General features: G+C 46.5%; 14 protein-coding genes. 7 read left to right on the top strand and 7 right to left on the bottom strand.

Translation table 11 applies throughout. The features are described from left to right. Positions 1-17: 17 nt before the first annotated feature. Complete coding sequence (locus G343_RS15430) at positions 18-191, bottom strand: hypothetical protein (RefSeq protein ID WP_020007920.1); 174 nt, start codon at positions 189-191, stop codon at positions 18-20. A 158-nt stretch (positions 192-349) separates the two neighbouring features. Between G343_RS15430 and G343_RS0109560 the strand changes: the two genes are divergently transcribed. From G343_RS0109560 to G343_RS0109540, 5 genes are all read left to right on the top strand, one after another. Then, the gene (locus G343_RS0109560) at positions 350-1,096 is read left to right on the top strand and encodes an SDR family oxidoreductase (protein WP_020007919.1); all 747 of its coding nucleotides are present in this window, start codon (positions 350-352) and stop codon (positions 1,094-1,096) included. 184 nt (positions 1,097-1,280) lie between these two features. Next, positions 1,281-2,024, top strand: coding sequence for an SDR family NAD(P)-dependent oxidoreductase (locus tag G343_RS0109555; RefSeq protein ID WP_020007918.1), 744 nt, complete (start codon positions 1,281-1,283; stop codon positions 2,022-2,024). Between the two features lie 293 nt (positions 2,025-2,317). Further along, the gene (locus G343_RS0109550; RefSeq protein ID WP_020007917.1) at positions 2,318-3,130 is read left to right on the top strand and encodes a GNAT family N-acetyltransferase; all 813 of its coding nucleotides are present in this window, start codon (positions 2,318-2,320) and stop codon (positions 3,128-3,130) included. Next, positions 3,130-4,236 carry an o-succinylbenzoate synthase gene (gene menC / locus G343_RS0109545; protein WP_020007916.1) on the top strand — a complete coding sequence of 369 codons (1,107 nt, stop codon included), beginning with the start codon at positions 3,130-3,132 and terminating at the stop codon, positions 4,234-4,236. Before G343_RS0109550 ends, menC begins: the two co-directional genes overlap by 1 nt. Before the next feature lie 15 nt (positions 4,237-4,251). Beyond that, the gene (locus G343_RS0109540; protein WP_020007915.1) at positions 4,252-5,289 is read left to right on the top strand and encodes a YkvI family membrane protein; all 1,038 of its coding nucleotides are present in this window, start codon (positions 4,252-4,254) and stop codon (positions 5,287-5,289) included. A 173-nt stretch (positions 5,290-5,462) separates the two neighbouring features. Here the strand turns inward: G343_RS0109540 and G343_RS0109535 are convergent, their stop codons facing one another. The 6 genes from G343_RS0109535 to G343_RS0109510 all read right to left on the bottom strand — a co-directional run bounded on the left by G343_RS0109535 (position 5,463) and on the right by G343_RS0109510 (position 11,189). Beyond that, positions 5,463-6,869 (bottom strand): serine hydrolase, encoded by a 1,407-nt coding sequence (locus G343_RS0109535; RefSeq protein ID WP_169336676.1) that lies wholly within the window; start codon positions 6,867-6,869, stop codon positions 5,463-5,465. A gap of 388 nt (positions 6,870-7,257) precedes the next feature. Then, positions 7,258-8,145: a glycine betaine ABC transporter substrate-binding protein gene (locus G343_RS0109530; RefSeq protein WP_026366356.1), complete on the bottom strand. Its 888-nt coding sequence runs from the start codon at positions 8,143-8,145 to the stop codon at positions 7,258-7,260. A 98-nt stretch (positions 8,146-8,243) separates the two neighbouring features. Beyond that, entirely contained in the window at positions 8,244-8,714 is a 471-nt protein-coding gene (locus G343_RS0109525) for a thioesterase family protein (protein ID WP_020007912.1), read from the bottom strand. Then, complete coding sequence (locus tag G343_RS0109520; RefSeq protein WP_020007911.1) at positions 8,707-9,675, bottom strand: 3-hydroxyacyl-CoA dehydrogenase NAD-binding domain-containing protein; 969 nt, start codon at positions 9,673-9,675, stop codon at positions 8,707-8,709. Before G343_RS0109520 ends, G343_RS0109525 begins: the two co-directional genes overlap by 8 nt. Further along, complete coding sequence (locus G343_RS0109515; RefSeq protein WP_020007910.1) at positions 9,675-10,565, bottom strand: beta-keto acid cleavage family enzyme; 891 nt, start codon at positions 10,563-10,565, stop codon at positions 9,675-9,677. The genes G343_RS0109520 and G343_RS0109515 overlap by 1 nt, the downstream gene beginning before the upstream one ends. 90 nt (positions 10,566-10,655) lie before the next feature. Continuing rightward, complete coding sequence (locus G343_RS0109510) at positions 10,656-11,189, bottom strand: TetR/AcrR family transcriptional regulator (protein WP_026366355.1); 534 nt, start codon at positions 11,187-11,189, stop codon at positions 10,656-10,658. 198 nt (positions 11,190-11,387) lie between these two features. Here G343_RS0109510 and G343_RS0109505 point away from each other — a divergent pair, with 198 nt between their 5' ends. Both G343_RS0109505 and G343_RS0109500 read left to right on the top strand, forming a co-directional pair. After that, positions 11,388-11,810, top strand: coding sequence for a universal stress protein (locus G343_RS0109505; RefSeq protein WP_020007908.1), 423 nt, complete (start codon positions 11,388-11,390; stop codon positions 11,808-11,810). 136 nt (positions 11,811-11,946) lie between these two features. After that, the gene (locus tag G343_RS0109500) at positions 11,947-12,795 is read left to right on the top strand and encodes an aldo/keto reductase (RefSeq protein ID WP_020007907.1); all 849 of its coding nucleotides are present in this window, start codon (positions 11,947-11,949) and stop codon (positions 12,793-12,795) included. Positions 12,796-12,831: the final 36 nt, after the last annotated feature.

Below are 12,831 nucleotides of genomic sequence, written 5' to 3'. Positions count from 1 at the left end.
GCCTTTTTGTCTCTGTATTAAAAACTCAGCACAACTGGCTGCCAGAAGTATACGAATGTAACAATCCCCAGATAAGATCTTTCGGTGAGCACTGCTTTTTCTTCATATGACATGGGATTTACTTCCCCCAATTGATTTTTGGCGAAGTCCTCAGAGATATCCCCGCTTTGAGTGACCTTATAATCAATCAAAAATGTTGACCTCGAGTCAACTCTAAGATTTATACTTAAATTTATAAGAGGAAAAGTTAAGGACTCAATCGGCGGGCTGTCATTTCAGTCTCAATCATATTTGAATCCGATAATACTGTATTCTCTTCAAAATTATTTGATGAAGGAGTGTTTCTACTATGGCAATTCAAGACAAAGTAGTTATCATTACCGGGGCTTCGTCTGGAATCGGTGAAGTCACCGCCAAATTACTAGCATCTAAAGGCGCAAAAGTTGTATTGGGCGCACGTCGTGAGGAGAATTTGAAAACACTGGCAGAAAGTATCTCCCAGGAAGGTGGAAAAGCCGTCTACCAGGTGATGGATGTAACCGATGCAGAAGATAACAAAAAGATTGTTGAACTGGCAAAAAATGAATTCGGCAAAGTAGACGTCATATTCTTAAATGCGGGTCTAATGCCAAACTCCCCACTCTCTGAACTAAAAAGTGACGAGTGGGACCGGATGGTCGATGTCAACTTGAAAGGTGTGCTAAACGGCTTAGAAGCGATACTTCCAGAATTTAAAGCGCAAAAATCCGGTCATGTGGTGACGACTTCTTCCGTCGCGGGGCTAAAAGCTTATCCGGGCGGAGGCGTTTACGGTGCCACAAAATGGGCTGTACGGGACCTGATGGAAGTGCTGCGTATAGAATCCGCACAGGAAGGCACAAATATCAGAACAGCAACAATCTATCCGGCAGCAATCAAGACGGAACTCCTTGAAACAATTACGGACGAACAGACTTCAGAAGGCGCACAGCAGATGTACGACCAGTACCAAATCGGCCCGGATCGCGTAGCCAATGTGGTTGCATTTGCTATTGATCAGCCGGAAGATACCAATGTGACTGAATTTACCATTGGACCGACCACCCAGCCTTGGTAAAACAGTGAAAAATATCAGAACCGCCGAAGTTGATCGGCGGTTCTTTTTATATCCTGAAGCCTTCCATCATTGTAATTATATAAAAACTTCAGGCATCTTCGAAAGTATGAAATATTTGCGGTCAGCTGAAGCCAGGACTTATCATACATATAAGCGATAATGATCTGAAAGGAGCAGATATCCAATGAGGTTCGATGGCAAGACGGCAATTGTCACCGGTGCCGCCAGCGGTATGGGCAAAGCGGCAGCATTGAAAATTGCAGATTTGGGCGCTGATGTTGCTGTGGTTGATATGAATGAGGAAAAAGGTGAAGAAACGGCTGCCCAGATCAGGCAGAACAATCAGAACAGTATATTCATCAAAGCGGATGTGACGTTTCCGGATGATGTCAGAAATTATGTGGATGCCGCAGTGGATCGATTCGGCAAAATCGATTTTTTCTTCAATAATGCAGGAATCGTCGGCGATACGGCGAACATCGCAGAGCAATCGATCGAACAGATCAGCGGTACCATTGACATCAATCTGAAAGGCGTCATGTATGGTTTGAAGTACGTCATTAAAGCGATGCTCGATAACGGCGGCGGAGTCATCGTCAATACCGCCTCAGGCTCCGGCCTGGATGGTGTGGAAGGCTTAAGCACCTACTCGGCGTCCAAGCACGGTGTGATTGGTGTCACAAAGAGTGTCGCCAGGGAATATGCAGATCAGAATATCCGAATCAATGCCATTGCGCCGGGGAGCATCAAAACACCTATTATCGATAATATCGATCCCGAAAGACAAAAACAGATTGAAGCAGGAATCCCGATGAAACGTCAGGGTGAACCGGCAGAAATTGCTGAAATCGTGGCTTTCCTGCTGAGTAAGAATGCCGCTTATATCACCGGTTCAGTCATCCCGATTGATGGCGGTAACAGTGCATAAACGATTTAACTGAAGATCAGAAGCCGTTTCAACAGCTTCTTTAAGACTTAAGTTACTAAATATCCCCCGGCAAGCCGGGGGATATTACTTTATATTCTGCTTCAGCCATTCTGCGATCACCTGTTCATCCAGTTTTTCTACAGCAGATTTCACCGTTGCATTCGCTGCTGTTTATTTATTTTTGATTGGTATCTGCCTATCCTTATTTGTCAGAACTTTTATTGTTTTCTAAATACATTTATGTTATCTTTTCTTAATAGTTTAGCTTTAAAGTGTACAAAAGAGGTATATATATGATAGACATTCGGAAATTAAAGACAATGGATGAACTGGCGGAGATAGGAAAGATGGAGCGTAAAATATGGGGGATGGATCCGATCCCCACCCATCAGACACTGACTGCCGTTAAAAATGGCGGTATAATGCTCGGTGCTTTTGATGAAGGTCAATTGATCGGTTTCAGCTATGGTTTTGCCGGTTTCAGAGATGGCAACAGTTATTTATGTTCCCATATGCTCGGCATTGACCCGCGCTACCGTTCACGTAAGATTGGTGAAAAATTAAAACAGACCCAGCGTCAGACAGCGATCGACAAAGGCTATGACGAAATGCACTGGACCTTCGATCCACTTGAAACACGAAATGCTTATTTGAATCTGACGAAACTGAACGGTATCTGTAATACTTATGTTGAGAACACCTATGGAGAGATGAAGGACAGCTTGAACAAAGACATGCCTTCTGACCGTTTTGAAATTCACTGGTTCCTGAGAAGCCCTCATGTAGTGGAAAAACAGCTGCCCGGAACTGAACATGCGGCCCGATTAAATGGTATTCAATGGAACGGATCCAGCCAGCCGGAGTTCACGGATAAAGAAGTCAGCATATCCGGCAATGATGTTTATGCACTGCTCGTCCCCAAGGATTTCCAAGGGTTGAAGCAGCAGAATCATGCAATTGCTTTGGACTGGAGGCTCAAGACCCGCAAAGTGTGCCAGGAATTGTTTAATGCAGGTTATGCAGCGGTCCGCCTGAATGTGCTTGAACATTGCGGCGAGTATATTTTTGTTAGAACAGACACATTGGAACTTGGAGGAAAACAATAATGAAAATTACTGATATTACGATAAGACATTTACGGATGAAATTGAAGTCCCCGTTTACAACAAGTTTCGGCACTTTTACAGATAAAGATTTTCTGCTGCTGGAAGCAAAAGAGGAAGATGGCACCGTCGGCTGGGGAGAATCTGTGGCTTTCAATGCACCATGGTATAACGAAGAAACGTTGCAGACCAATTGGCACATGCTGGAAGAATTTCTGATTCCCCTTATTTTGGATAAAGAGATCAGTCATCCGAATAAGGTGAATGAGATCTTTGCTGCGATACGTAAGAACAATATGGCAAAATCAACACTGGAAGGAGCTGTGTGGGATATTTACGCGCAACAGACGAACCAGTCGCTGGCCAGTGCCCTGGGCGGAACCAACGACAGGGTTGAAGTGGGAATCAGCATCGGCATACAGGACTCCGTCGATACATTGGTCAGCACCGCCCGCGGTTTCATCAATGAAGGATACAAACGGATCAAAGTGAAGATCAAACCGGGCTGGGATATTGATGTGATGCGGACACTGCGTAAAAATTTCCCAGACACAGAAATTATGGCAGATGCCAATTCCGCTTACCGCCTCAAAGACATCGACTTGTTGAAACAGCTGGATGAATTCGATCTGATGATGATTGAACAGCCGTTAGCCTCAGACGATATTATCGATCATGCCAGGCTGCAGAAAGAACTGCAGACGCCGATTTGTCTGGATGAAAGCATTCATTCTCTGGAGGACACACGCAAAGCGGTTGAACTGGGCAGCGCCGGAATCATTAATATTAAAATTGGGCGCGTGGGCGGACTGACTGAAGCGAAGAAGATTCATGACTATTGTCAGCAGCATGATATTCCTGTATGGTGCGGCGGCATGCTGGAATCAGGTATCGGACGTTCTCACAACGTTGCGTTGACGTCATTACCTAATTTCACCCTCCCTGGGGACACAGCCAGTTCCAGCCGTTACTGGGAAAAAGATATTATTGAACCTGAGGTCATTGCTGACGATGGCTGTATCAATGTCCCCGAATCAGCAGGTATCGGCTATACCGTGAATCGTGAAACTGTAGAGTCTTTCACGGTATCCAAAAAAGATTATAGTTAGCAGGGTGAAAAATATATGAAAAAAAGTTTTCGAATCGGCAGTGCGTTTGTCGGACTCATTGTTGGCGCCGGCTTCGCCTCCGGACAGGAAGTGATGCAGTATTTCACCAGTTTCGGCATCTGGGGAACGCTGGGCGGGATTCTGGCCACCCTGCTCTTCGTCTTTCTGGGATATACATTCGCCCAGCTGGGCAGCAGACTACAGTCCGTATCCCATAAGAATGTCATTTATCACATCGGCGGCAGATACATCGGTCCCATCCTTGATGTCATCATCACCTTCTTCCTGTTCGGTGTCGCTGTCGTCATGTTCGCTGGGGCTGGTTCAACATTTGAGCAATTATTCGGGATTGATGCGGGAATCGGCAGTATCATCATGGTCATTGTCACCATCTTCACCCTGCTGCTCAATGCTCAAAAAATCATCAGTATCATCGCATCCATTACACCATACTTAATCACAATCATATTTATCATATTGGTCTTTTCCATCTTCACAATGGATATTACATTCAGTGAAGCAGACACAATCGCCAATGAACAAATATCGGCATCTCCAAACTTCATCATGGGCGCCCTTCTGTATGTATCGTATAACCTGACAGCCGGTGCGGCACTGCTGATTGTCATGGGCGGATCAGTCAAGGATCAGAAAGTCGCAGGTCTGGGTGGTATTATGGGCGGTGTCATGCTTGGCGCCCTCATTATCCTGATAAATATCGCCATGTTTGTTAAAATAGATGTCGTTGCAGGCGTTGATATGCCGACACTTGCACTTGCCAATCAAATCCATCCGGCAGTCGGCATACTCACAGGTGTTGCGCTGCTCGGTATGATGTATAATACAGCCGTCGGCATGTTTTACGCCTTCACAGTGAGGTTCATCGCACCTGAGCACGGGTCGTTCAAGCCAGCTATTGCCATTATTGGTGTAATTGGCTTTGTAGCCAGCCTCGTCGGATTTACGGCGCTGGTCAATCAAGTGTACTCGGTAATGGGCTACCTGGGTTTTGCATTAATAATACTGGCAGTGATCGCGTGGCTGAGAAAGTAATGTATAACGGGCTTTAATATATACTTTGACAGATACCAGCAAAGCAGGCACTCCAAAAATGACTTCACCGCCTCCCAGATAAGTGACATGGGAGGCGGTGAAGTCATTTTGAACTACTTGTCTCACCTATATTATAGGTGTAAAAGTCACGCTAATTGCTGCTTATCTCCCGATTATCTAATCTGCTCCCACACTTTCGCCTGAGGCACCGTAGAGTCAAATTCACTTGTATCCGAAGTGATTAAGGCATTTGATATCCGCAATCCGACCATATGACCGGGCATAAGTGTGACGAGGTTGCCTCCATATCCTCTCATGTTCGGCAGATAGCGCTTGCTTCCATCTCGTAAGCGGTAAGCCTCAATGTGCCAGTTCATTGCATAATATTTGGACCCATAAGCATTCGTCACTTCCTTGGAAAGCGCTCGGGCGGGCGGATCTTGTTTTGGCAATATGCTTTCCACCAGACCACGATGCAGTATCTGGCTGCCATTCCAATTACCGCCGCTTTCATAGAGTAAAGCGAGTTTAGCCAAGTCGTCCAGTGTCGCATGATAACCAAAATCCATCCTGGGATGGCCGGATGAACCATCAGTCTCAACTGTGTGATTTACCGGCGCATAGTAAATACCAATGGGTTCGTACACTTCGTGCTTGAGCATCTCCCCCAAAGTGGCATTCTCCCCTTCCTTACGCTGGAGATAGGCTTCCAGCGCAACACCGAGGAGGAACGCGTCCTGATCACGATAGTTGTACTTCGTTCCAGGCGTCCATACCCGCGGATAGTCTAATGATTGCTCAACTTTTTCATTCTTTGATCGTGCTAAATACCACCGTTGATAATCACACAAATAACATGTTGGATCTTCAACGGTGGCACCGCGTCCTGAAGCCATGTTCGCCATATCCAGATAAGTGACATCATTCCACTCTGAGTGAGATCCCGGTAATTGTATATAGCCGGCAATCTTCTCATCAAGCAGGCCGCGTCCATACTTCTGAGCTAAACGTAACATTGCAGCGTTCATCATCGCTGTTTTTGTCACTGACCAAACGCCATAACGAATGTTATCGCTATAGGGAAAGGGGCCGCCAGCGAAATGACAGGGCGATCGATAGAGCACCCCTTCATAAAGCAGACCGGTCTGGAGCACATTCTTTTCTTCCGTTATATCTGCAGCCCCGTTAAACGCCGCTAAATGGTGTGCCCCGACCTTTTGCTTTAAATCGTTGAGCGGTGCGGTTGGAAAGCGATTGTCGAGGTGACGGCGATAAACATTTTTATGATTTTCCACATCCTCGATTCCACCGGGCGTATATGATGCCTTTGTAACCCCCCAGGCGTTGAAGTAGCCCGATACATCAAAAGGGCCTGTCTGGGCAACGATCTGAAATCGAACATGTGAGACACGATCTTCTTGGTAAAGAAACATAGCGATTCCAATATGTGTTTCGCCTTCTAAACGATTGACGAGCGAAAATGGAAAAGACGCACGATTCCAGCCATTATCCTGGTCAGCATTACGCCATACACGTCCGGGCTGCACAATGATATCCCAATAGCTCCGTGTATCCTTCAACGTGCCATTTGGAATGACTTCCTGAGTGGCAGGAACGAGATATTTGTCATCTACCGTGAAAAACTCTAAAGCCACGTCTGGGAAAAAGGTGATATCTTTACCATGTACGCTGGTCGTATCGGGTTTTGGGTTCATACCCATTTGTGTACCCTCAAGATTCAACGTACCCTCAAATCCTGTTGAAGGTGCTTGAGCGTTCTCGGGGGCAGCGAATTGATCATTCGCTGTTAAGCCTTTGGCTGCCGTCCCCTCGGTAAGTTCTCTCCACAGGACTTGGTGGTCAGCTATTTTCATAATTTCATGGTCCTCTCTGCCTCTCGGTCTGAACTGAAACGTTTAATGATGGGATGATCGATAAAATATGCTTTATTCACGGGGTGACAGTCACCTAATTTTTCATTTCCTCAATCTTATCCTGGTTGTTAGCAATCCATTCTTCTGCAATTTCATCAGGATCTGCGCCACCGTCAATTTCTGCTATCATTTTTTCCATCTCTTCCACGGATATACTCCAGTTGCTTAAAAACTGGAATGCTTCGGGTGCCTTTTCTTCCAATCCCTTGTTGGCTATCACATTAATCGAACTGGAATCAAACAGTCCTTCTGCTTCTGTAGCTGCTTCATTTGACAGTATTTTTAAATCGTAATTCTCAAACATTGAATGCGGGCGCCATCCGTAAAACAACACTGGATTTTCCTCTTCCATTTCTGCTTCAGCAGCTGCCAGCATCGCACCTTCTGAGGAATTGACCATTTCAATGTCCAGATCATAAAAATCGATCACTTGTTCCATGTCCTGCATTGCCGGATCGCCTTCACCAATTGCAAACATTTCATTATTGACTAAATCTTCGTTGCCTTGTAAATCTTCAACATCGTTGATATCTTCCATATACGCTGGAACAACCATTCCGGAATTTGCATTATCGTAACTGACAGAAATACTTTCTATTGAATCAGAATACTCCTCGATATATTGCCTTTGTGCCGGAAACCATGAATCCATAAATACATCGACATCGCCTTCTGACATCCCTGTATAAATACTGCCGGCATCGGCATTTGTTTCTTCGATGTTATAACCCATATCTTCTAGGATTTTCCCAGCTATTTTCGTTGGCGGAACGGTGCTTGTCCAATTGGTGACACCCAAATTTAATGTTGGTTTGTCCTCATTGTTCCCCTCAGCTGTATTTTCTGATTCATCATTTGATGAACAGGCGTACATGACGACTGACATAACAAAGATTCCTAGCATAAAAAGTATTTTCTTCACTTTATAACTCCTAACATTTTATTATGATTTATTTTCGAAACGTTATGGCGGTAATGCCTTAAGCTGGTTCATTTCCGCTCTGAGGGACTGATGATTCACTATCTCCGTATGCCGATGGTACGCCCCAGCTCTTTCAGCTCAACTTCATTATCCTGAGTGTCATAATAGGTCTGGACTGCTTCAGCCAAAAATTCGGGGAACGGTGCCGGACGCCCGGAATCGGTACTCATGCCCATCAGCATGACTTCATTTGCCGCACAACGGTCACCGGCTTCATTAAACAGGTTCATGAAAATGTGCACTCGTTTGGCATCATAATCGTATAAGTACACCTGAATCGTTATATTTTCCCCGGCAAACACTTCTTTCAGATAAACAATATGGCTTTCCAGTGTGAATATCGTATAGGACGAAGACTTGATTTCCGTCTCGGTCAGCCCCAGATGATCGATCCAGGCCGCCCCTGCATCACTGAAAGCACGGTTGTACTCTGCATCATTCATATGGCCGTTATGGTCCACCCAGGATTCTGGCACATGAACTTGGTATTCGTATGATTTTTCAGTCATGACTGGCCACCTTTCTGTTTTTACGCATGGCTTCGGTTTCTGCCGGCCAGTATTCTTCGGCCAGCTGTTTAACTTTCACGAGAAATTCGTTGCGGTTCTGGTCAAGTTCTGACATGGTATAAGCGTCTGAAGCGGACTCACAGCCAGTGACGACGCTGTCATACAGGTCCTGGGTGAGTTCCGGTGCTTCCAGTTTCGTCCATGGTTTTTTGAGTGCCGGGCCGAATTGTTTCAGCATGTGGCGCATGCCGCCTTCTCCGCCGGCAAGGTGGAAGGTCATGAACGGACCGTGCTGGGCATAGCGCAGCCCGGCGCCGTGGGTGAATGCCTTATCCACTTCCTCGGTCGTAGCGATGCCGTCATTGACGATGTGCAGCGCTTCTCTCCACAACGCTTCCATCAGCCGGTCGGCAATGTGCCCTTCGACCTCTTTACGCACATGCAGCACATCCATGCCGATGCTTTCGTAAACAGCTTCCGCCCTTTTTACATTTTCTTCACTGGTTGACTGCCCAGGGACGATCTCAACCAGTGGCAGGATATACACCGGATGGAATGGATGGGCAACGACAAACCGTTCCGGATGCTTTAAATTTTGCTGCAGCTCTGACGGCATGATGCCGGAAGTGCTGGAACCGACCAGGGCATCCGGCTGCGCATAGGTGTCAATCTCCCGGAGCACCTGATCTTTGATGGATTCCACTTCCGGTACGTTTTCCTGGATGACATCTGCATCCTTCACTGCTTCATGCAGTTCCGGCACGAAGGTCAGCCGGTCGATCGAAGCGCCGGGTGCTGTGCCCAGCTGTTCCGCATATGTCCAGTTCTGCCCCACCTGCTGAAGCATGGCTTCATAGGCGCCTTCAGCCATATCAGTAGCGATGACATCATGACCGTGTGCCAGTATGCGTGTGATCCAGCCGGAACCAATCACGCCGGTACCCACAATTGCAAATTTCATTATTGGCCTCCTCCTGGATTTCTGAGGTTGTAGAATTCGCGGGCTTCCTGAGGGGTCATCGGTTCGATGTCCTGTGCCTTAAGCATCTCCACCGCCTTATCAACCAATGCTTCGTTTGTTGCTTTTACGCCTTTGGATACATACAAGTTATCTTCCAGTCCGACGCGGACATTGCCGCCGCGTTTGGCCGCTTCTTCAACCGTCGGCAGCTGCATGCGGCCGATGCCGAATGCGGACCAGCGGGCATTTTCCGGTATGCGCGTTTTCAGGTATTCAATCGTTTCTGGATCATTTTCTGCGCCCCACGGAATCCCCAGGCAGAACTGGAACAGAGGGTCGCCTTCAATCAGGTCTTCTTTGATCAGCTGCTTGGCAAAGCTGATGTGACCAGTGTCAAAGCATTCAAGTTCCGGCTTGACACCAGCATCTTTGACGAGCTTCGCCTGTTCGCGCAGCCAGTCGGTCGGACTGAGGTAAACTGCGTCCCCCATGTTGTAAGTGCCGCAGTCGAGGGTGCACATTTCAGGCAGCAGCGTGCCGATGGCTTCATGGCGTTCTTGCGGCGTCTGCATATCAGAGCCTTCTCCGGCCTGGTAAGGCGTACTTAAATCGGGGATAAAGTCCCCGCCGCCGCCTGATGTCAGATTGATCACAACATCCTGATCGGAATCACGGATCAGCCTGACCGCTTCGCGGAAGAGTTCCGTATCGTGGCTGATACCGCCTGTTTCTGGGTCACGAACATGCAGGTGGGCGACCGTCGCTCCCGCTTTCGCGGCTGCGATGGCAGAATCCGCGATTTGCTGCGGGGTTACCGGTACATTTTCGTTCTTTTCTATCGTATCTCCAGCGCCTGTGATGGCTGCTGTAAGCATTACTTTCTTTGTCATTATGACCGACCTCCACTGGTACTGATTTTTAACACGTTAATTAGTATACCAACTAGTCGGTATTTTTTCAATGCTTAAGTTTTCTCTTTTTTATCTTTGTGTATACTGGCTTAATCGGTTCAATATCTTCTCCCGCATCTCATCATCAATCGCATCCAAGCCGAATATTTCAGACAGCCACAGCCCATCCACTGCCAGGCGGATGATTGTGGCATCCACATTATCGATGTCCTCGGCTACAATGTTCTCCTGCCATTCGGTGTATGTTTCCTGCAGCGGCGTCAGCAATTCACGGTTAATGCCTTGGGCGGCCATCATGCCTGAGGTGATGTCCCCATTGACCACACGATTATGCCGCGTGGCTTCTATGAACGCCCGCAGCCATCTGCCGTCAGCATCATCATGCTTGATATAGCTGTCGACATTATCACGGTACAGCTGGTTCGCATGATCAACCAGCCCCCTGATCAGTGCATCCTTATTCTTGAAATGATAGATCAGGCCGCCTTTGCTCACCCCTGCACGTTCTGCGACCGCATCAAGTGTCAGAGAATCACTGCCCTGTTCATTCACAATATTCGCTGCCGCTTCCAGCATCAGCATTTTCTTTGAATCCCTTGCCATAATCATCCCACTCTCCATTACTTATTTATATTTATATTTTATATCAAATATAATATTCTATGTAGAAAAATACGAATCAATGAATAAGATATTCTATAGATAGTTTGTTACTATACAAATAGGGTAGACAGATAATAAGAGGCACTGTCCGTAAGCGGCAAATGCAAAATTACAGAACAAGCAAAAGGATGTGTGAAGATGTATAAGAAAATTTTAGTCCCTTATGATTTTGGAAATTCTTTCACCAATGTGCCTGATCAGCTGTCAAAACTGACAGATGCCAGCGAAGATTACGAAATCGTCATTTTTAATGTGATTACAGAGGCAGAGCAGGCAGATACCGAAAAATATCTTGGTGCATCTTTCTCTGATATTGAACAGGATAAGATTAATGATATGAAACCATTCACAAGCCAGCTGGAAGAACTGGGGTTGAACTATACGACACGGTTCAAGACAGGCCGCGTTATCCATGAGCTGCTTGAGGAGATCAACGACAACGATTATGACCTCGTTCTCATGAGTAACAGACGTTCAAAACGGGATATCAAACATGTGCTCGGGCACGTAACCCATAAAATAGCCAAGCGCGTGAACAAGCCGGTGATGGTTGTTAAGTAACATCCCCTGCTTCTCTATGCTGCTGACATTTATCATCGTAATTTCAAGTAATTATGTATACATCAATGATCTCAAACATTAAGGACCATTAAAATGAATGGTATATTCCAGATTAAAGAAACGCGAGGGTTTAATAATGAATCAATTGACAGATACTTTCAAATTGTATAATGGTGCCCGCATCCCGGGTGTCGGGTTTGGTACATGGCAGATACCCAGCGGCGAAACGACCGTCAACTCTGTGAAGAAAGCAATCGAAGCCGGCTATCGTCATATTGATACAGCTGCCGACTATGGAAACGAAGGCAGTGTCGGTCAGGCGATCAAAGAGTCCGGCGTAAACCGGGAAGATCTGTTTCTGACCAGCAAGCTGTGGAATACAGACCGCGGGTATGAGGAGACAAAAGCAGCATTTGAAGAGACAGTGAAAAAACTGGGGACCGATTACCTGGACCTCTATCTCATTCATTTCCCAGCAAATGCGGCCCAGTACGACAACTGGAACGAGATCAATCTCGAAACATGGAAAGCGATGACCGAGCTGTACCAGGCAGGCAAGATTAAAGCCATCGGTGTCTCAAACTTCAAAATCCATCATCTGGAATCACTCGTTCAGACAGAAGTCAAACCGATGGTGAATCAGATTGAATATCATGCCGGATTTACCCAGGACGAAGTCGTCGATTACTCCAAAAATCATGACATCCTGGTTGAAGCGTGGAGTCCGATCGGCTCCGGCCGCCTCCTTGAAAACGAGTCACTTAAAGAAATTGCACAAAAATACGACAAAACAGTCGCCCAGCTGTGCATCAGATATGTATTACAAAACGATATACTGCCGCTGCCAAAATCCGTCACACCTGAGAGGATTGAAGAAAATACTCACCTATTCGATTTTGAAATCACAGATGAAGACATGAAGGCAATTGATGCAATGGAAAACATCGGCTACTCCGGCATGGATCCGGATGAGATAGATTTCTAAAATTATACTGAAGTTCAGCAAACCGCCCCACCCTGA

It is taken from the genome of Salinicoccus albus DSM 19776, from assembly GCF_000385175.1.
In the GTDB taxonomy this organism is placed as follows: Bacteria; Bacillota; Bacilli; order Staphylococcales; family Salinicoccaceae; genus Salinicoccus; species Salinicoccus albus.
Note: the sequence above shows the minus strand (reverse complement) of the source record. Positions and strands in the feature narration are given on the sequence as shown.